The organism is Pelagihabitans pacificus (assembly GCF_009371985.2).
Taxonomy (GTDB): Bacteria; Bacteroidota; Bacteroidia; order Flavobacteriales; family Flavobacteriaceae; genus Pelagihabitans; species Pelagihabitans pacificus.
In genome coordinates this window covers 571,313-590,384 of record NZ_VIKU02000001.1, presented here as the reverse complement: position 1 = coordinate 590,384, position 19,072 = coordinate 571,313, and the positions used below count along the sequence as shown (strand labels likewise).

General features: G+C 45.8%; 20 protein-coding genes. 17 read left to right on the top strand and 3 right to left on the bottom strand.

Features of this window, described 5'->3' with window-relative positions; all coding sequences use genetic code 11:
• Positions 1-6: 6 nt before the first annotated feature.
• From rpsE to FK220_RS02555, 16 genes are all read left to right on the top strand, one after another.
• The gene (rpsE, locus tag FK220_RS02630) at positions 7-531 is read left to right on the top strand and encodes a 30S ribosomal protein S5 (RefSeq protein ID WP_152572722.1); all 525 of its coding nucleotides are present in this window, start codon (positions 7-9) and stop codon (positions 529-531) included.
• A gap of 14 nt (positions 532-545) precedes the next feature.
• Positions 546-725, top strand: coding sequence for a 50S ribosomal protein L30 (rpmD, locus tag FK220_RS02625; protein WP_152572721.1), 180 nt, complete (start codon positions 546-548; stop codon positions 723-725).
• A 14-nt stretch (positions 726-739) separates the two neighbouring features.
• On the top strand, positions 740-1,192 hold the full coding sequence (gene rplO, locus FK220_RS02620; protein WP_152572720.1) for a 50S ribosomal protein L15: 453 nt from the start codon (positions 740-742) through the stop codon (positions 1,190-1,192).
• A gap of 13 nt (positions 1,193-1,205) precedes the next feature.
• Positions 1,206-2,549 carry a preprotein translocase subunit SecY gene (gene secY, locus FK220_RS02615; protein WP_152572719.1) on the top strand — a complete coding sequence of 448 codons (1,344 nt, stop codon included), beginning with the start codon at positions 1,206-1,208 and terminating at the stop codon, positions 2,547-2,549.
• A gap of 3 nt (positions 2,550-2,552) precedes the next feature.
• Positions 2,553-2,768 (top strand): translation initiation factor IF-1, encoded by a 216-nt coding sequence (gene infA, locus FK220_RS02610; protein ID WP_013305172.1) that lies wholly within the window; start codon positions 2,553-2,555, stop codon positions 2,766-2,768.
• Between the two features lie 9 nt (positions 2,769-2,777).
• Positions 2,778-2,894 carry a type B 50S ribosomal protein L36 gene (ykgO, locus tag FK220_RS02605; protein WP_152572718.1) on the top strand — a complete coding sequence of 39 codons (117 nt, stop codon included), beginning with the start codon at positions 2,778-2,780 and terminating at the stop codon, positions 2,892-2,894.
• 2 nt (positions 2,895-2,896) lie between these two features.
• The gene (gene rpsM, locus FK220_RS02600; RefSeq protein WP_152572717.1) at positions 2,897-3,271 is read left to right on the top strand and encodes a 30S ribosomal protein S13; all 375 of its coding nucleotides are present in this window, start codon (positions 2,897-2,899) and stop codon (positions 3,269-3,271) included.
• A gap of 103 nt (positions 3,272-3,374) precedes the next feature.
• On the top strand, positions 3,375-3,767 hold the full coding sequence (gene rpsK, locus FK220_RS02595) for a 30S ribosomal protein S11 (protein ID WP_152572716.1): 393 nt from the start codon (positions 3,375-3,377) through the stop codon (positions 3,765-3,767).
• A 96-nt stretch (positions 3,768-3,863) separates the two neighbouring features.
• Positions 3,864-4,469, top strand: coding sequence for a 30S ribosomal protein S4 (gene rpsD / locus FK220_RS02590; protein WP_152572715.1), 606 nt, complete (start codon positions 3,864-3,866; stop codon positions 4,467-4,469).
• Between the two features lie 19 nt (positions 4,470-4,488).
• Positions 4,489-5,481 (top strand): DNA-directed RNA polymerase subunit alpha, encoded by a 993-nt coding sequence (locus FK220_RS02585; RefSeq protein WP_152572714.1) that lies wholly within the window; start codon positions 4,489-4,491, stop codon positions 5,479-5,481.
• Between the two features lie 53 nt (positions 5,482-5,534).
• Positions 5,535-6,071, top strand: coding sequence for a 50S ribosomal protein L17 (gene rplQ, locus FK220_RS02580; RefSeq protein ID WP_152572713.1), 537 nt, complete (start codon positions 5,535-5,537; stop codon positions 6,069-6,071).
• 95 nt (positions 6,072-6,166) lie between these two features.
• Positions 6,167-7,291, top strand: a complete 1,125-nt coding sequence (gene carA / locus FK220_RS02575; protein ID WP_152572712.1) for a glutamine-hydrolyzing carbamoyl-phosphate synthase small subunit — start codon at positions 6,167-6,169, stop codon at positions 7,289-7,291.
• A gap of 107 nt (positions 7,292-7,398) precedes the next feature.
• A complete protein-coding gene (gene eno / locus FK220_RS02570) occupies positions 7,399-8,691 on the top strand; it encodes a phosphopyruvate hydratase (RefSeq protein WP_152572711.1) in 1,293 nt (430 codons plus the stop codon).
• A 129-nt stretch (positions 8,692-8,820) separates the two neighbouring features.
• A complete protein-coding gene (locus tag FK220_RS02565) occupies positions 8,821-10,356 on the top strand; it encodes a glycogen synthase (RefSeq protein WP_152572710.1) in 1,536 nt (511 codons plus the stop codon).
• Positions 10,357-10,486: 130 nt separating this feature from the next.
• A complete protein-coding gene (locus tag FK220_RS02560) occupies positions 10,487-11,773 on the top strand; it encodes a citrate synthase (protein ID WP_152572709.1) in 1,287 nt (428 codons plus the stop codon).
• 104 nt (positions 11,774-11,877) lie between these two features.
• Positions 11,878-12,789: a dimethylarginine dimethylaminohydrolase family protein gene (locus tag FK220_RS02555; RefSeq protein ID WP_152572708.1), complete on the top strand. Its 912-nt coding sequence runs from the start codon at positions 11,878-11,880 to the stop codon at positions 12,787-12,789.
• 5 nt (positions 12,790-12,794) lie between these two features.
• On the opposite strand, the gene FK220_RS02550 is transcribed toward FK220_RS02555, so the two are convergent.
• Positions 12,795-13,472: a hypothetical protein gene (locus FK220_RS02550; protein ID WP_152572707.1), complete on the bottom strand. Its 678-nt coding sequence runs from the start codon at positions 13,470-13,472 to the stop codon at positions 12,795-12,797.
• Positions 13,473-13,539: 67 nt separating this feature from the next.
• Here FK220_RS02550 and ctlX point away from each other — a divergent pair, with 67 nt between their 5' ends.
• Positions 13,540-14,469, top strand: coding sequence for a citrulline utilization hydrolase CtlX (gene ctlX, locus FK220_RS02545; protein ID WP_152572706.1), 930 nt, complete (start codon positions 13,540-13,542; stop codon positions 14,467-14,469).
• A gap of 45 nt (positions 14,470-14,514) precedes the next feature.
• Here ctlX and FK220_RS02540 read toward each other — a convergent pair whose 3' ends face one another.
• Both FK220_RS02540 and FK220_RS02535 read right to left on the bottom strand, forming a co-directional pair.
• On the bottom strand, positions 14,515-16,776 hold the full coding sequence (locus FK220_RS02540; RefSeq protein ID WP_152572705.1) for a xanthine dehydrogenase family protein molybdopterin-binding subunit: 2,262 nt from the start codon (positions 16,774-16,776) through the stop codon (positions 14,515-14,517).
• A 20-nt stretch (positions 16,777-16,796) separates the two neighbouring features.
• The gene (locus tag FK220_RS02535) at positions 16,797-19,058 is read right to left on the bottom strand and encodes a xanthine dehydrogenase family protein molybdopterin-binding subunit (protein WP_152572704.1); all 2,262 of its coding nucleotides are present in this window, start codon (positions 19,056-19,058) and stop codon (positions 16,797-16,799) included.
• Between the last annotated feature and the right edge of the window lie 14 nt (positions 19,059-19,072).

The window sequence follows — 19,072 nt, the reverse complement described above, 5'->3', positions numbered from 1 at the left end:
AAATTTATGTACCAGAAATATAAAAACGTAGAGACTGTAAAACCGGGAGGTTTAGAGCTAAAGGATAAATTGGTAGGTGTTCAACGCGTGACCAAGGTGACCAAAGGAGGTAGGGCTTTTGGGTTTTCGGCAATTGTCGTGGTAGGTGACGAACACGGAGTTGTAGGACACGGTCTGGGTAAATCAAAGGAAGTGGCAACCGCAATCGCCAAGGCTATTGAGGACGCCAAGAAGAACTTGATCCGTATACCTTTGAACGGCCATACCCTTCCTCACGAGCAAAAAGGGAAATTTGGAGGCGCCCGCGTCTATATTCAACCTGCCTCACATGGTACAGGGGTAATTGCGGGTGGGGCCGTAAGAGCCGTATTGGAATCCGTAGGTGTGCACGATGTACTGTCAAAATCCCAAGGTTCTTCCAACCCACACAATGTGGTGAAGGCTACTTTCGATGCCCTATTGCAGTTAAGGGATGCAGGTACGGTTGCCCGTCAAAGAGGTGTTTCCTTGGAAAAAGTTTTTAAAGGATAATTACAGGAATAGTTATGGCTAAAATTAAAGTAAAGCAGGTACGTAGTAGCATTAAAAAGCTACAGAACCAAAAAAGAACCTTAAAGGCTCTTGGCTTAAAGGGAATAGGGCAAGTGGTAGAACACGAAGCCACGCCGAATATTCTTGGAATGATAGATAGAGTTAAACATTTAGTTTCTACCGAGGAAGCTTAATATACACTGTTGTAATGAATTTAAGCAATTTAAAACCAGCAAAGGGTGCCGCCAATAAGGCGGGAAAAACAATTGGTAGAGGTCAGGGCTCCGGTAAAGGAGGTACGGCTACCAGAGGTCACAAAGGAGCCAAGTCAAGATCTGGTTATTCGAAGAAAATTGGTTTCGAAGGGGGCCAAATGCCTTTGCAAAGACGTGTTCCCAAGTTCGGTTTTACGAACATTAACCGGAAAGAGTATCGAGGAATTAATCTTGATACACTTCAGGAGCTGGTCGATAACAAGGTTATCAAGGATGCGGTGACATTCGAAGACCTGGTAGAGAACAGATTGGCTAGAAAGAACGATTTGGTAAAAATTTTAGGGAGAGGCGAATTGAAGGCTTCCCTTAAAGTTACGGTACATAAGTTTACTGCCACTGCAAAAGCGGCCATAGAAGCGGCCGGAGGAGAGGCAATAAGTTTATAAGCTAAAGACGACTATGAAGAAATTTTTCGAGACCATATCGAATATCTGGAAAATTGAAGAGCTCAGGAATAGGATCATCATTACATTGGGGCTGCTCTTGGTATATCGTTTTGGTTGCCAAATTGTGCTTCCAGGTATCGATTCTACCCAATTGGGCTCCCTTGTCGAAGGAACCGATCAGGGGATATTCGGTCTTTTGAATGCATTTACCGGTGGGGCATTTTCCAATGCTTCCATTTTTGCTTTGGGAATCATGCCTTACATCTCCGCCTCGATCGTGGTTCAGTTGATGGGAATTGCAATTCCGTACCTTCAAAAACTTCAGAAGGAAGGCGAGAGCGGTAGAAAAACCATCAACCAGATAACAAGATGGTTGACGATCGGTATTTGTATCGTGCAGGCACCTGCCTATTTGTACGGTCTTGAAGCTTTTGGTGTTCCTGATAGTGCTTTCGTACTCGGGAAAGGACTTGACTTCATGGTGCCCGCCGTTATTATCTTGGTAACAGGATGTGTGTTTGCAATGTGGTTGGGTGAAAAAATTACGGATAAGGGAATCGGTAACGGTATATCGCTACTGATTATGATTGGAATTATTGCTACGATGCCACAGTCGTTCGTACAGGAATTCGTCTCCAGAACGGCAAACAATACGGGAGGACTGATGTTCGTATTGATTGAGGTCATTGTTTGGTTTCTTGTTATCCTTGCGAGTGTTCTGTTGGTAATGGCTACCCGACAAATTCCGGTGCAATATGCCAGAAGAACGGCATCCGGGGGATATGAGAAGAATGTAATGGGATCAAGACAGTACATTCCCCTAAAATTGAACGCGTCTGGGGTGATGCCAATTATTTTTGCACAAGCGATTATGTTCGTTCCCGGATTGATCGGGGGCGCATTTGACGATACGGCCGCCGGACAATGGATTCAGGTACAGTTTAGTGATATCTTCGGATGGGCCTATAACATTCTATTCGCTCTTTTGATTATCATTTTTACTTATTTCTACACCGCGATTACCGTGCCTACCAATAAGATGGCCGATGATTTAAAGCGAAGCGGAGGATTCATACCAGGCATACGACCCGGAAAGGAAACAGGTGATTTCTTGGATAAAATTATGTCGTTGATAACCCTACCAGGATCTATCTTTTTGGCATTTTTGGCCGTATTGCCGGCCATCGTTGTAAAACTGATGGATGTACAGGCCGGTTGGGCCCTATTTTATGGTGGAACTTCCCTTTTGATTATGGTAGGTGTCGCAATCGATACGGTACAACAGGTAAATGCCTATTTGTTGAATCGGCATTATGATGGCCTTATGAAGACAGGAAAAAACAGAAAAGTAGCATAATTTATGGCTAAACAGGCAGCAATAGAACAAGATGGAAGTATCATAGAGGCATTGTCAAATGCGATGTTTCGTGTTGAACTTGAGAATGGCCACGTAGTGACCGCACACATCTCGGGAAAAATGCGTATGCATTACATCAAATTACTTCCCGGGGATAAGGTGAAATTGGAGATGAGTCCGTACGACCTAACAAAGGCTAGAATTACTTATAGATATTAAGACACAGGGATGAAAATTAGAGCATCAGTAAAGAAAAGAAGTGCCGACTGCAAGATTGTTCGCAGAAAGGGCAGGTTGTATGTAATCAACAAAAAGAATCCTAGATTTAAACAAAGACAAGGATAATTATGGCAAGAATTGCAGGTATAGATATACCAAAACAGAAAAGGGGTGTAATTGCCTTGACCTATATCTTCGGAATCGGTAAAAGCAGGGCCAAAGAGATTTTGGAAAAAGCAAAGGTGAGCGAGGACACCAAAGTGTCCGATTGGAACGACGATGAAATAGGTCGTATCCGTGAAGCAGTAGGTTCATACACAATCGAAGGTGAGCTGCGTTCCGAGACTCAATTGAGTATCAAACGTTTGATGGATATCGGATGTTATCGTGGTATACGTCATAGATCTGGTCTTCCACTAAGGGGTCAACGTACCAAAAACAACTCCCGAACAAGAAAAGGAAAGAGAAAAACGGTCGCCAATAAGAAGAAGGCTACCAAATAATACGATGGTACCGAGCATTGAGTAAACAGTATCAAGTAGGTTTTGCTTCAGAAGCCCGAAAAATACATACTACTTACTGTTTAGTACCGAATACAAGTAGAATATGGCAAAGTCAAGTGCAAAAACAGCGAAAAAGCGTAAAGTAATCATCGAGTCGGTTGGTGAGGCTCATGTTACTGCGTCGTTCAACAATATTATTATCTCCTTGACCAACAAAAAGGGAGATGTAATTTCTTGGTCCTCGGCCGGAAAAATGGGATTCCGAGGCTCCAAGAAGAATACGCCCTATGCTGCGCAAATAGCTGCCGAAGATTGTGCTAAGGTAGCACACGAAGCAGGTCTTAGAAAAGTAAAGGTATACGTAAAAGGCCCCGGTAACGGTAGGGAATCCGCTATCCGATCCATTCACAATTCAGGAATTGAGGTAACCGAAATTATTGACGTTACCCCAATGCCGCACAATGGTTGTAGACCTCCCAAGCGAAGAAGAGTTTAATAATCATAATCATTAATTTATATTTCAATCGAAGTGTAGTGAACGATTATCGAAGGATAAGCCTTAATTCATAATCACACTTCTAACTATAAGAAAATGGCAAGATACACAGGACCAACTAGTAAGATAGCACGTAAATTCGGGGAACCGATCTTCGGAGACGACAAGGCCTTCGAAAAGAAGAGCTATCCTCCGGGGCAGCACGGACAGAACAGACGTCGCGGCAAACAATCGGAATATGCTATCCAGTTGATGGAGAAGCAAAAGGCTAAATATACCTACGGTATTTTAGAAAAACAATTTAGGAACATTTTTGCCAACGCGAAGCGAAAGGAAGGTGTAACCGGTGAAATTTTGCTTCAATTATGCGAGTGCCGTCTAGACAATGTCGTGTACCGTATGGGTATTTCCAACTCGAGAAGGGGAGCAAGACAGTTGGTTTCCCATAGACACATTACCGTAAACGGAGAGTTGGTCAATATCCCATCCTATACATTGAAGGCCGGTGACGTCGTAGGGGTAAGGGAAAAATCAAAATCACTTCAAACCATCGGTGATGCCTTGGCTGCCAATAGCAAGGTATACGAATGGATTACCTGGAATTCCGAAAAAATGGAGGGAACCTTTGTTTCCGTTCCCGAGAGAATTCAAATTCCGGAAAACATCAAAGAACAATTAATCGTCGAGTTATACTCAAAATAAACCAACACGGATCCACATTATGGCATTATTTAATTTTCAGAAACCCGATAAAGTAATAATGATCGATTCCTCAGATTTCAAAGGGAAGTTTGAATTCCGCCCTTTGGAGCCTGGTTATGGATTAACAGTTGGGAACGCATTAAGAAGGGTATTGCTTTCAGCATTGGAAGGCCATGCGATTACATCGGTTCGTATCGATACCGTAGAGCATGAGTTTTCTGTAATTCCCGGTGTAGTCGAAGATGTTACCGAAATCATCCTCAACTTAAAACAGGTTCGGTTTAAGAAGCAAATCGATGATTCGGAGGCAGAGACCGTATCGATTTCAGTAAGTGGGAAACAGCAAATGACCGCAGGGGATTTTCAAAAATTCATTTCAGGATATCAGGTACTGAATCCTGATTTGGTTATCTGTAATATGGACCCCAAGGTAAACATCAATATGGAGATTACCTTGGACAAAGGGCGAGGATACGTACCTGCGGAAGAGAATAAAAAATCAGGTATGCCCTTGGGCACCATTGCAGTCGACTCAATCTTTACCCCTGTAAAGAACGTTAAATACAGCATCGAGAATTTCAGGGTAGAGCAGAAAACCGATTATGAAAAGTTGGTTTTTGAAATCGAGACCGATGGCTCCATTCATCCGAAAGATGCATTGACCGAAGCGGCAAAAGTATTGATTCACCATTTTATGCTCTTCTCCGATGAGCGAATCACCCTTGAAGCCGATGAAATTGCACAAACGGAAACCTATGATGAGGAGTCGTTGCACATGCGACAGTTGTTGAAGACCAAATTGGTCGATATGGATTTGTCGGTACGCGCCTTGAATTGTCTAAAAGCTGCCGAGGTTGATACCTTGGGGGATTTAGTTTCCTTTAACAAGAATGATTTGATGAAGTTCAGGAACTTCGGTAAAAAATCACTGACCGAATTGGAAGAATTGGTCATCAACAAAGGTCTGAGCTTCGGTATGGACCTTTCAAAATACAAATTGGATAAAGATTAATTTACTTCTATTAGAAGGGAAAATCCCGGACAAGGAAGTCAATAGCAATAAAAATGAGACACGGTAAGAAAGTCAATCATTTAGGGAGAAAAGCGGCCCACAGAAAGGCAATGTTGGCCAATATGGCATGTTCCCTGATTGAACACAAAAGAATAAATACCACAGTGGCCAAGGCCAAGGCCTTGAAACAGTTTGTGGAGCCCTTGATTACCAAATCAAAGGCAGAAAATAATCTCACTACTGAAAAAGGCACCCATAATCGCCGCGTGGTTTTCAAGAGCCTGCGCGATAAATATGCGGTAACCGAGTTGTTCAGCGTAGTTTCCGAAAAAGTAGGAGACAGGCCGGGAGGTTATACGCGGATTATAAAGTTGGGGAATCGGTTGGGAGATAATGCCGATATGGCGATGATAGAGTTGGTCGATTTTAACGAGTTGTACAATGCCGACAAGCCTAAGAAGAAAACTACCAGAAGAAGTAGAAGAGGCGGCAGCGGAAGTAAAACACAGACGCCACCGGTTGCCGTGGCTCAGCCAGCAACGGAAGCACAGAGCGACACTGAATCAAAGGCAGATGACTCGGAAGAATAAGATGTCGATAAATAATAATAATTTAAAAGGATAAGCCTAAAAGCTTATCCTTTTTTTATGTTTTTTTGTAAAACCCTTAAAAAGTTGAAGTACATATGAAGTACCAAGCAAGAAAGAAAGCATTGATATTATTGGCCGATGGCACTATTTTTTATGGAAAGTCGGTAGGCGACAAAGACGGTACCGCGTTCGGTGAGGTATGTTTCAATACCGGTATGACCGGTTATCAGGAGATTTTTACAGACCCCTCCTATTACGGACAGTTGATGGTGACCACGAACGCCCATATCGGGAACTATGGAACCAATGAGGATGAAGTAGAATCCGAGTCCATTAAAATAGCAGGTCTTATTTGTAGAAATTTCAGTTACGATTACTCACGTCCGGCCGCAGATGCCAGCTTACAGGAGTTTTTGGATAAGAACAACCTTTTTGCCATCTCGGATGTCGATACCCGTGCGCTGGTGAGCTATATACGGGACCATGGAGCCATGAATGCCGTTATTTCCACGGATGTTGAGAACGTGGAAGGCTTGAAAAAGCAGTTGGCGGAAGTTCCCAGCATGGAGGGGCTGGAGCTAGCATCGAAGGTATCGGCCAAAAAACCTTACTTCTTTGGTGACGAAAACGCGACCTACAAGATTGCCGCCTTGGATATCGGAATCAAAAAGAATATCCTGAGGAACCTGGCGAAAAGGGATGCCTATATCAAGGTATTTCCTTACAATGCGTCCTTTTTGGACATGGCGGCATGGAATCCAGATGGATACTTCATTTCAAACGGGCCAGGCGACCCGGAACCCCTGACCGATGCAATTGAAACCGCCAAAAAAATGATCGCTACGGACAAACCGGTTTTTGGTATCTGTCTCGGCCATCAGGTCATTGCGTTGGCCAACGGTATATCTACCTACAAAATGCATAACGGGCACAGGGGTATTAACCACCCTATAATCAACCTGCTTACCGGTAAGGGAGAGATAACCTCCCAAAACCACGGTTTTGCCATTAATAGGGAAGAAACGGAGGCGAACCCCGATATTGAAATTACCCACGTGCATTTGAACGACCAAACGGTTGCCGGTATTCGAATGAAGGACAAGAATGTTTTTTCAGTACAATACCATCCGGAAGCAAGCCCGGGTCCGCACGATGCCGAGTATTTGTTCGATCAATTTTTCGAGATGATCAAGTCGGTCGACACGGTATCGGTTTCCTAGTTTAAATTAGCGTTATATCTGGATGAATAACCCTGTCGCCAACGGCCTTTTGAGCCGCTGGTTTCGTATCTTTGGGTTATCGAAAACCAATCATAAATAAGAAACAAATGAGTATCATATTAAGCGTACACGCAAGACAAATATTAGATTCAAGAGGCAATCCCACAGTAGAGGTCGATGTCATTACCGAAAATGGCATCATGGGTAGGGCAGCGGTTCCATCAGGAGCCTCTACCGGAGAACACGAAGCAGTCGAACTTCGCGACGGTGGCAGTGCTTTTATGGGCAAGGGGGTAGCCAATGCAGTGAAAAATGTAAATACGTCCATCGCCGACGAAATTTTAGGGATGTCGGTTTTCGAACAAAATCTAATCGATCGGATAATGATCGACCTTGATGGTACCCCGAATAAATCAAAATTAGGCGCCAATGCCATTTTGGGGGTTTCATTGGCAGTCGCGAAGGCTGCTGCGAACGAGTTGGGTTTACCGCTATATAGATACGTTGGCGGCGTTAGTGCCAATACCTTGCCGGTTCCGATGATGAATATTATCAATGGAGGTTCCCACTCCGATGCGCCCATTGCTTTTCAGGAATTTATGATTATGCCGGTGAAGGCGAAGAGTTTCTCCCATGCGATGCAAATGGGTACTGAAATTTTTCACAACCTCAAAAAGGTACTACATGATAGAAATTTGAGTACCGCTGTGGGAGACGAAGGAGGTTTTGCGCCGAATTTACCCGGAGGTACCGAAGATGCCTTGGACACGATTGCCAAGGCGGTCGATAAGGCCGGTTACCGATTAGGAGAGGATGTAAAAATCGCCTTGGATTGCGCATCGGCCGAATTCTACGTTGATGGCAAGTACGACTATACAAAGTTCGAGGGTGATAAAGGAGTAGTTCGTACCTCGGAAGAACAGGCGCAGTACTTGGCTGAGCTCTGTGGAAAGTATCCGATTATTTCCATTGAGGACGGCATGGATGAAAACGACTGGGACGGCTGGAAAGCCTTGACCGATAAAGTAGGGGATAAAGTACAACTGGTGGGAGATGATCTGTTCGTGACCAATGTGGAAAGACTCTCCAGAGGTATCGAAAATGGTATTGCCAACTCGATTTTGATCAAAGTGAACCAAATAGGCACCTTGACCGAGACCATTGCAGCGGTGAATATGGCGAAAAACGCGGGATATACCTCGGTCATGTCGCACCGTTCAGGGGAAACGGAGGACAATACGATAGCAGATTTAGCAGTCGCCTTAAATACGGGACAGATTAAAACCGGCTCCGCTTCCCGTTCCGACAGGATGGCCAAGTACAACCAGCTTCTACGTATCGAGGAAGAATTGGGTGATATGGCCCACTATCCCAAAGAGAAGGCGTTCAAGGTGCAATAGTAGGTAAGGAGATTGACCTAAGCCCCTTCACTTCCAATCGTTGAACTGAAGGGGTTTTTTTATGAAATGGGTCCTATTGGTACGATTAATTTGAATATCTTGTAACTTCTCAAAAACCATGAACGCTTCATGAACAACTTTCTTTTCGTAGCGGCTGAGAACGATGCATTACCTGATTGCAAGGCCGGAGGTATGGGAGACGTAGTACGTGATGTACCCCGACAGATTTCGGAAAGGGGAGATAGGGCACATGTGGTGGTGCCTTCCTATTCCCGATTGCACCAAAACGGCACTTTAAAGACCCATCTTCATTTTCGGTTAAGGGGTATCGACTATACCGCAGAGCTATATGAGGTAGTTCCTAAAAAGGAGTTTGGGAACCTTCACCACTATGTCATCCACCATCCCGAAATAGAGGAAGGCGATATTGCCCACATTTATCACAACGATCCAACAGAACCTTTCTATACCGACGCCATCAAGTATATCATCTTTTGTACGGCCGTGGCGGAGGCTTTAAAAAGGGAGGCTTTTGGAAAAGTAGACGTGGTGCACATGCACGATTGGCATTCTAGCTTGGTCTTGTTTTTAAAAAAATATCATCCTTCCTATAATGGCCTAAAAAAAATGCGCTACGTGTATAGTATCCATAATTTGGCGATTCAGGGTATACGACCTTTTGGGGATAATTATTCTTCCCTTGAAAATTGGTTTCCGGAATTGGAATTGGATTATGGGGCACTCATGGATTATAGATACCAAGATTGTGTAAACCTTATGGCGGTTGGTATTCGTTTTGCAGATGCAGTGCATACCGTATCCCCTTCGTATAAGGAAGATGTTCTACGACCAAGTTCACCCCCGGAATTCATAGGTGGTGAGGGCTTGGAAAAAGATTTGTTGGAAGCGGATAACGAGGGGAGGTTGTTCGGCATATTGAACGGGTGCAATTATAGCAATATCCGTGTAGCCGCTAAAGGAAAGCTCTATCGAAATACGGTCAAGGCGCTGTTTAGATGGTTACAGGAAGAATCTAAAAAATACAAAGCCGATTTTCTCGCCCATACCGGGGAAAAGGTGATGCGATACGTACAAAATCACCCCAAGTTCATCGTCTCGAGCGTAGCGCGACTCACCGAGCAGAAGTTTTATTTTTTTAAACGTTCACCGGAAGCTTTTGTTGAAATTCTTAAGAAGCTCGAGAAGATCGACGGTATTTTTATGTTGCTAGGGACCGGAGCCCCAGAGTATGAAGATCTCTTTAGACAGATGAGCTACGACCACAAGAATTTTATTTTTACCAATGGTCAGTCCGAAGACCTTATAGACTCTATTTATTTGGAATCAGATCTCTATTTCATGCCCAGCTTGTTCGAGCCTTGTGGTATAAGCCAGATGTTGGCCATGCGTAATGGAAATCCCTGTTTGGTGCACCATACGGGGGGGCTTAAAGACACCGTATCACATTTGAAAACGGGCTTCTCTTTTGACGGTGATACCTATGACGAAAAAATAAGGAATATGTTGACATGTTTCGACCTCGCTCTGGACGTTTATACCAATGACCGGCCACAGTGGAAAAGAATCAAGGCAAATGCAAAAAGAAAGCGGTTTACCTGGAAGAAATCCGTGGATGAATATTACCGCTCCCTATATTTACTCTGATGCCTTTTGTTTACTGATTATGGGGCTTTCGGACTTTGTTAATTAAACTCTAAATAGAAATACCAAATTGTTAAAACGGGCTGTTTTTATTAAGTTTACAGTTCATTTTAATCTTAAGTAAACCCAACATATGTCAGACAAAGCTACCTTAGAATACAACGGTCAGAAATACGAATTTCCAGTCATAAAAGGCTCCGAGGACGAGCTTGCCATTGATATAAAAACACTTCGCGCCAGTACGGGTGGTTTGATTACTATCGATCCCGGTTATAAGAATACGGGCTCCTGTACAAGTGCGATCACTTTTTTGGACGGTGAAAAAGGAATTCTGAGGTATCGAGGGTATTCCATAGAGGACTTGGCTGAAAAGGCCGATTTTCTGGAAGTGGCCTATTTGCTGATATTTGGGGAACTCCCCGACAAAGAACAACTGCAAAAATTTCATAACGACATCAGGGAAGAGTCCCACGTCGATGAGGAAATGAAAAAAATATTGGATAGTTTTCCAAAGTCTGCCCATCCGATGGGCGTACTTTCCTCCTTAACGAGTGCTTTAATAGCCTTTAATCCTTCCACCGTCGACGTTTCGTCGGAAGCTGCCATGTACCACGCCATAGTCCGAATTCTGGCCAAGTTTCCAGTATTGGTCGCATGGACCTTAAGAAAGAAAAAGGGGTTGCCGCTAGAATATGGGGACGATACACTGGGTTATGTGGAGAATATACATAAAATGATGTTTAGAAGGCCCGGCAAGACCTACGAAAAAAATGAAATCGTGATAGAGGCCTTGGATAAATTATTGATCTTACACGGGGATCACGAACAGAACTGTTCGACTTCTACCGTACGTATTGTGGGGTCATCGCATGCCGGCCTTTTCGCTTCCCTTTCTGCCGGTATCTCAGCGCTATGGGGTCCATTGCACGGTGGTGCCAATCAAGCAGTACTCGAAATGTTGGAAGCCATCCAAGCCGATGGCGGGGATACAAAAAAGTACATGGCGAAGGCAAAGGATAAAAACGACCCCTTCCGGTTAATGGGTTTTGGTCATAGAGTGTATAAAAACTTTGACCCTAGGGCTAGAATCATCAAAAAGGCAGCGGATGAGGTATTGGGTGATTTGGGTATAGAGGACCCCATCTTGGAGATTGCCAAAGGATTGGAGAAAGAGGCCTTGGAAGACCAATATTTTGTAGATCGGAAACTCTATCCAAACGTAGATTTTTACTCTGGGATTATCTACAGGGCTTTGGGGATTCCAACCGATATGTTTACGGTGATGTTTGCCTTAGGCCGATTGCCCGGATGGATTTCCCAATGGAGGGAAATGCGTTTGAACGGCGAACCCATCGGTCGCCCCAGACAAATTTATATAGGTGAAAATCATCGACCTTTTGTGGCGCTGGATGCACGTTAGTCCCGGTTTCTCACTAAAAGACAAAAAAGTACCCTTCCAACTTGTTGGGAGGGTACTTTTTTTACACGCTTCAACAATACTATATTTGCGAAAAATTTTAGGCCATGCTCCATTTGAATGTCAATGACGAAATATCGACCTTAAAAGCCGTGGTACTCGGAACAGCGGAAAGCTGTGGGCCTGTTCCGAAGCCCGAGGACGCCTATGATCCAAAATCTTTGGAGCATATCCTGGCCGGTACCTATCCCAAAGAAGCCGATATGGTCAAGGAGATGGAAGCGTTCTCCCAAGTACTTAAAAAGCACGGAGTGCAAGTTTTTCGTCCAGAGGTCTTGAAAGATTGCAACCAAATATTTTCGCGGGATATTGCCTTTGTAATCGAGAACAAGTTGATAAAGGCAAACATACTGCCTGATCGTGAAAAGGAATTTGACGCCATTCTGCATGTCTTGGACCGGATTGCGGATGAAGATATCATTATGTGTCCCGAAGAGGTGCATGTAGAAGGAGGGGACGTAATGCCCTGGAACGACTATATTTTTATCGGGACCTATACCGCGCCCGATTACCCAAATCAGATTACCGCACGAACCAATCAAGAAGCGGTGGATTTTATTTCGCAAAAGTTTCCGCATAAAACGATCAAGTCATTTGAACTGAGGAAGTCTACGAATCCACGCGAAAATGCCTTGCATTTGGACTGTTGTTTTCAGCCCTTGGGAAAAGGAAAGGCAATTCTGCATAAAAACGGATTTTTGGTGGAAGAGGAATATCAGTGGCTTGTAGACTATTTTGGGAAAGACAATATTTTCGAAATCACTGCCGATGAAATGTATGAAATGTTTAGTAATGTCTTTTCAATTTCACCCGAGGTGGTCGTTTCCGAACAGCATTTTACGCGACTCAACAGTTGGATGAGAAAACAAGGGTTCATCGTTGAAGAAGTCCCCTATGCTGAAATCGCCAAACAAGAAGGGTTGCTTCGGTGTAGCACATTGCCGTTGGTAAGGGAGTAAGCATATCAAACGCAGACGCCCTCGCTTACATTGAAGGTCCTCTGTTCAACAATGGTCACCACCCCCTCAAAGGATATATCCAGCAAAAATTGATCGGTTTGTACGGGGAGGCAATATTTAACGGTTCGTAAAGCGATGATCTGATATCCCGAGGAAGTAGTTTTTATTCCACTGGCACCAACGTCATCGTATCGATAGAAATATCCCATTGCCTCTATCAAATTTAAGGCGTCGCTCTCTGAATCAATAGTGCCTAGGAAGCTTTGAAATTCCTCTAAAGTATCGAACAGGAAAAAGTCATTTCCTTCCCTAGCGAGTACATAATCCGCGCAACATCCCGGCAAACAACCGATACTGTACCCCTGTACTTCCGATACGAGGGTATTCAGGGCATCCGCACAGTCAACGGCAGTTGACGGGCAGGCAGTTCCAACCGAATGGATTATCCTGAAATATTCCTTATCCATACAGTCCCCGTTTCTGAATTCATAGAAATCATAGGGTTTCGCAGGGGCAAGGGATTCAAAAATCATCGGTTGGGAGATGGCCTTGAAACCCGAGACATCCAACGAATCATCCGATTTATTACAACCGAGGAATAGGGAGAAAAACAGTACTGCACATATCCTTAAAATGGCACCACGGCTTCGTAAACGAAATGTTGATTTTTTTTGGTTGATCATAAGCGGGAAAAACTACCTTTGTTTACTAAGATACTATTTTAGACAATGGTTGCTTAAAAAAGAAGAAATGCAGATTACGAATACCATTTTGATGGTTCGCCCGGTTAATTTTCGAATGAACGAGCAGACGGCGGTGAACAATTATTTTCAGGAAGACCTTGACCTTCAGAACAAGGAAATCAATAAAAAGGCCCAGGCGGAGTTCGATGCCTTTGTAAATGTCTTAAGAGCGCATGGCGTACATGTTATCGTGGTCGACGATACCAAGGAACCGGATACCCCAGATTCCATATTTCCCAACAACTGGATTTCTTTTCACGCCAACGGTACGGTCGTGGTCTACCCTATGTTTGCAGAGAATCGCAGAAATGAACGGAGGGAAGACATCCTTGACTTATTGGAGGCAGAGGGCTTCCTAATCGATACCGTAATGGACTATACTGCTGCAGAGGAAGAAGGGGTCTTCTTGGAAGGTACCGGTAGCATTTTGAAAGACAGGGTGCATCAGAAGGCTTATTGTGCGCTATCCGAAAGGGCCCATGAAGAATTGTTTATCGAGTTCTGTGAAGACTTTGATTGTTTCCCCGTTATTTTTACGGCCAATCAAACCGTAAATGGAGAACGACTTCCCATTTACCATACCAACGTGATGATGGCCATGGCAGAAAATTTTGTGGTTATCAACCTCGATGCCATCGATGACAAAAAGGAACGTGCCGAAGTAGTGGGCCATCTAAAAAGGGACGGTAAGGAAATCATCCCCATAAACGATGAACAGATGCATCATTTCGCAGGGAATATGTTGCAGGTCATCGGAGCTGATGACCAACGCTTTATGGTGATGAGCACGGCCGCCTATAATAGCTTGACACCAGATCAGATAGCGACCATTGAAAAACATTGTGCTATTATCCACAGTCCCTTGGATACCATCGAGACTTGCGGGGGTGGTAGCGCCCGGTGTATGATGGCCGAGGTATTTTTACCCCGGAAATAGGCGGGCCTGGGGAAATCTTTGGTTTGGTTTTATCTCCAAGGCAAATCATCCCATCAACGGTGATTTATTTGAAAGAAAAGGTTGATGGTAGTATCTGTCTCCTGTTGCCCGGTACAACGCATTCGCCAAGGCGGCAAAAATAGGTGGAAAGGTAGGTTCGCCCAGACCGGTTGGGTCGATTTCATTTTTAACGAAATGCACCTCGATTTCCTTTGGGGCCTCACGCATTCGAATCATGCGGTAGGTATCGAAATTACTCTTTTCAGGGATGCCGTCCTTAAAGGTCAGCTCACCAAAAAAAGCGTTGCCGATACCGTCCACGATACCGCCTTCGGCCATATTTTTAGCACTATCGGGATTCACCACGATTCCACAATCCAACGCACAAAACACTTTTTGGACTACGGGCTTCCCATTTTCCACAACCACATCGAGCACCTGTGCCGCGTAGGAATTATGGCAGAAATAGGCCGATACGCCCCTACTTACCTTAGGCGCTGCTTTTTCCCAATTTGATGTTTCCTTTACCAACTTCAACACACCGGCATACCGATCTGCTTCGTAGTCATTATTCTCCCCGACTGGCCTATTCTTGGCCCTATCCAACAATTCCAATCGAAAATCGATGGGGTCTTTACCGGCAGCCTCGGCAACTTCGTCCAAAAACGATTGCTCGGCGCTGGCCATGAAATTGGATCGTGGTGCCCGGAACGAGCCTACCGTCAAGTTGGAGTCTATGGTCCATTCCTCGGCCAAATAGTGTTCCACGGCACCTGCGGGAAAGCGGTTCTCGGCCAATGGACTTTCCGGAATACCGCCGGCATTGACGTGATAGGCTATAAGGTTGTTATTGGCGTCGAGTCCGGCCCTCATCTTTGCCAGGTACGCCGGGCGATAGATACCATCGGTCATATCGTCCTCGCGGGTATAGATTAGTTTAATGGGGGCCTTCATCCTTTGCGAGATGAGTGCGGCCTCAACCAGCCAATGGGCGTAGGAACGTCGTCCGTAGCCGCCGCCCAGACGTGTCATTTGAATGTCGATGTTTTCCAACGGCATCCCCAGTCTGGCCGACAAGGTTTGTTCGGTAAATTCCGGTTTTTGCAAAGGCCCAATGAGTTCCGCTTTTTCGCTGGTGACGTCGGCAAAAAAGTTCATCGGCTCCATGCAGTTATGGGCCAAAAAAGGCGCGGTATAGGTGGCTTCTACGATTTTGGCAGCTTTTTTGAAAGCCGCTTCGGGATCACCATCCCTACGTTTGACCACCCCACCCTTTACCGCCATTTTTTCCATCTGGGCAAAATGATCTGCGGTACTTTCCATACCGGCAGGGGTGTGTTGTTCCCATTTGCTTCCGAACCGGTCGCGGGTTTCCGTTGCGTCCTCGATGGGTTCGCACTCGATTTTCAACGCCTTTTTGGCGTTTAGGACTTCCCAGGTCGAATTGCCTACTACCACGGCGACCTCATTAAAACTTCGGGTATCGAAAAAGGTCTTTTCATAGTCCTCGTTAAACACTTTGATGGTAAAGATATCCTTGATGCCCGGGAGTTTTCTGGCCTCGGTATCATCGATAGATTTCAATCGCAGCCCAAAAGCGGGGGGATGTACGATCATGGCAATGAACATGCCCTCTCTATGGATATCGCTACCGAACAAGGGTTTGCCGGTTACGATTTTGAGTCCGTCGACATTTTTTTTGGAAGTACCGATGATGTCAAAATCGTCTATCGACTTCAATGGTACCTCTTCCGGTACGGGAAGTTTGGCCGCCGCCGCCGCCATTTCACCATAGCCTACCGATTTATCGCTTCCACGATGATACAGTACGCCCGCTTCGGTGGTTACTTCCCCAACGGGCACCTGCCAAGCCTCTGCGGCAGCCGCTATGAGCATCTGCCTTGCCGATGCCCCTGCCAATCGTAAACCCGACCAGCCTCTGCGTATGGCCTGGCTCCCACCTATGAATTGCCGCGTAAACGCATCGGTATTCAAGGGGGCCTGTTCCACGAGGACGTCGTTCCAGTCTATGTCGAGTTCATCGGCCACGATCATCGGCATAGAGGTCTTTACATTCTGCCCCCCTTCAGGATTGGGCGATAGGATGGTGACCAAACCGTTTTCACCGATTTTCAAATATCCGTTCATCTCAAACCATTCCTCGGGCATTTCCTTGGCCGTCATGGTTTGGGCCTGCCTATCGGTACATGAATTCAAAAAGCTAAAACCCAATACGAGCCCACCTCCGGCCAAGCTGGTGTTTTTGATGAAGGCCCTTCTTCCGATTGCGGTTTTTTTAAGTGGCATAAGTGCGATTAGTTTTAAGGTTATCCTACCAAGGGAGGTCTGTCCGAAACAAACGGTTGCCGATAATGCCGTCTTCCCGTCGCCTTGTAGAGCGCGTTTGCCAAAGCCCCGAAAACAGGGGGGAAGGGGGGTTCGCCCAATCCGGTGGGGTCGATTTCATTTTGTACAAAATGAACCTCGATGTGTTTCGGGGCCTCGCTGTGACGAATGATTCTATAGCGGTCAAAATTGGTTTGTTCCGTGCTGCCATTCTTAAAGGTAAGTTCCCCGTACATGGCGTTGCCCACCCCATCTACAATAGCGCCCTCGGCCATATTGGCCGCCGCATCGGGATTCACTACAATACCGCAATCAACGGCACAGACCACTTTTTCGACTTTCGGGCTGTCGCCTTCCATGACCACATCGACCACGTGGGCGGCGTAGCTATTATGACAGAAATAAGCGGATACTCCCCTATGGACTCCTGCGCGAGTTTCACCCCAGTTCGCTTTTTCACGTACCAGCTTCAATACCCCGGCCAAACGGTCTGGCTCATAATCGTTTTCTTGTCCCACAGGATTATTTTTGGCCCTTTCCAATAACTCCATCCGGAAATCGATAGGGTCTTTTCCGGCAGTTTCGGCCACTTCATCCAAAAATGCCTGTTCGACCCCGGCCATAAAATTGGAACGCGGAGCCCGGAATGCCCCGATGGTGATATTCGAATTGATTTCCCACTGTTCCGCCAAATAATTGTCGACGGCCCCTGCGGGAAAACGATTGGCGAACAAGGGTGTCTCGGGGATGCCGCCTGCCTTTACGTGAAAGGCCACCAAGTTGTTGTTTTCATCCAATGCGGCCCTATAGGTGGCGTAGTATGCCGGTCGGTAAATACCAAAGGTCATATCGTCTTCACGACTATAGACCAATTTCACGGGTGCTTTTACCTCTTTGGAGATGAGGGCCGCCTCTACGGCATAATGCCCATAGGCCCGACGTCCGAAGCCACCACCCATACGTGTCAGCTCAATGTCTACCTTTTCAACGGGTATTCCCAAACGGGCGGCCACGGTAGGTTCGGTCAGGCCTGGTGCCTGTAGCGGTCCTGCCAATTTCGCCCCTTCGTCGGTCACATGGGCAAAAAAGTTCATGGGTTCCATACAGTTATGGGCCAGGAAGGGACAGCTATATGATCGTTCGATAACTTTTGCGGCATTTTTGAAGGCGGCTTCGGGCTTCCCATCTTTACGTGCGGTTGTTCCCGTTCTCGTTGCCATTTCGGTCATTTTTTGGTAATGGGCTTCCGTGCTCTCCAGACCTTTGGGAACCTTCACTTCCATTTCGGTACCAAAACGATCCATTTTGAAGGTCGAATCGGCAATGGGTTCCCATTCCGCTTTCAGGCGTTTTTTGGCGTTCATCACCTCCCAGGTGGTTTTACCCACAATGGCGATGAGACTGGTAAAGGCATTGGTATCAAAATAGCCTCTTTTAAAACCATCCTCCATGGTCTTTATTTCCAATACGTCGACGATTCCCGGCATGGAACGTACTTCGCCGGCATCAAATGATTTCAACTGAAGGCCAAAGGCGGGTGGGTGTTCGACCATGGCGATCAATGCACCTTCGTACTGGTAATCGGTACCGAACAAGGGTTTTCCCGTTACGATTTTTTTGTTTTCCACGCTCTTTTTCGAAGTGCCGATAATGGTAAAATCCTTTATGGCCTTCAAAGTAACCTTTTCGGGCACGGCTAATTTTGAGGCGGCGGCTGCCATTTCGCCGTAACCCGCCGAATTTCCGGATGCATCATGACTCAAAATGCCCTCGGAGACCGTGATTTCGGCAACGGGTACCTGCCATGCCTGTGCCGCGGCTTCCTTTAGCATCTGTTTGGCGGTCGCCCCGGCCATTCGAAGTCCTTCCCAGCGACGACGGATGCCTTGGCTGCCTCCGGTGAATTGCCTTCCATACAGATTGGCGTCGAAAGGTGCTTGTTCTACCAACACATCTTCCCAGGCGACATCCAGTTCATCGGCCAGGATCATGGGCATGGAAGTAATGACTCCTTGCCCAAATTCAGGGTTGGGCGCCATGATGGTTACCAGTCCGTTCTCCCCGATTTTGAGATAGGCATTGATCTCAAACCATTCCTTGGGCATTTCCCGAACGGCCATCGTCTCTGCCTGTTTGGGTTTACAGGCGTTTAAAATGCTAAAACCCAAGACCAAGCCACCACTGGCCAAGCTGGTATTTTTAATAAACGCGCGTCTTCCAATTTTTGTTTGTATCGGTCTCATTGTTCCCGTTTTTT

Coding starts and splice junctions, on each gene's coding strand:
- rpsE (WP_152572722.1), top strand. CDS start 7: ATGTACCAGAAATATAAAAACGTAGAGACTGTAAAACCGGGAGGTTTA.
- rpmD (WP_152572721.1), top strand. CDS start 546: ATGGCTAAAATTAAAGTAAAGCAGGTACGTAGTAGCATTAAAAAGCTA.
- rplO (WP_152572720.1), top strand. CDS start 740: ATGAATTTAAGCAATTTAAAACCAGCAAAGGGTGCCGCCAATAAGGCG.
- secY (WP_152572719.1), top strand. CDS start 1,206: ATGAAGAAATTTTTCGAGACCATATCGAATATCTGGAAAATTGAAGAG.
- infA (WP_013305172.1), top strand. CDS start 2,553: ATGGCTAAACAGGCAGCAATAGAACAAGATGGAAGTATCATAGAGGCA.
- ykgO (WP_152572718.1), top strand. CDS start 2,778: ATGAAAATTAGAGCATCAGTAAAGAAAAGAAGTGCCGACTGCAAGATT.
- rpsM (WP_152572717.1), top strand. CDS start 2,897: ATGGCAAGAATTGCAGGTATAGATATACCAAAACAGAAAAGGGGTGTA.
- rpsK (WP_152572716.1), top strand. CDS start 3,375: ATGGCAAAGTCAAGTGCAAAAACAGCGAAAAAGCGTAAAGTAATCATC.
- rpsD (WP_152572715.1), top strand. CDS start 3,864: ATGGCAAGATACACAGGACCAACTAGTAAGATAGCACGTAAATTCGGG.
- FK220_RS02585 (WP_152572714.1), top strand. CDS start 4,489: ATGGCATTATTTAATTTTCAGAAACCCGATAAAGTAATAATGATCGAT.
- rplQ (WP_152572713.1), top strand. CDS start 5,535: ATGAGACACGGTAAGAAAGTCAATCATTTAGGGAGAAAAGCGGCCCAC.
- carA (WP_152572712.1), top strand. CDS start 6,167: ATGAAGTACCAAGCAAGAAAGAAAGCATTGATATTATTGGCCGATGGC.
- eno (WP_152572711.1), top strand. CDS start 7,399: ATGAGTATCATATTAAGCGTACACGCAAGACAAATATTAGATTCAAGA.
- FK220_RS02565 (WP_152572710.1), top strand. CDS start 8,821: ATGAACAACTTTCTTTTCGTAGCGGCTGAGAACGATGCATTACCTGAT.
- FK220_RS02560 (WP_152572709.1), top strand. CDS start 10,487: ATGTCAGACAAAGCTACCTTAGAATACAACGGTCAGAAATACGAATTT.
- FK220_RS02555 (WP_152572708.1), top strand. CDS start 11,878: ATGCTCCATTTGAATGTCAATGACGAAATATCGACCTTAAAAGCCGTG.
- FK220_RS02550 (WP_152572707.1), bottom strand. CDS start 13,472: ATGATCAACCAAAAAAAATCAACATTTCGTTTACGAAGCCGTGGTGCC.
- ctlX (WP_152572706.1), top strand. CDS start 13,540: ATGCAGATTACGAATACCATTTTGATGGTTCGCCCGGTTAATTTTCGA.
- FK220_RS02540 (WP_152572705.1), bottom strand. CDS start 16,776: ATGCCACTTAAAAAAACCGCAATCGGAAGAAGGGCCTTCATCAAAAAC.
- FK220_RS02535 (WP_152572704.1), bottom strand. CDS start 19,058: ATGAGACCGATACAAACAAAAATTGGAAGACGCGCGTTTATTAAAAAT.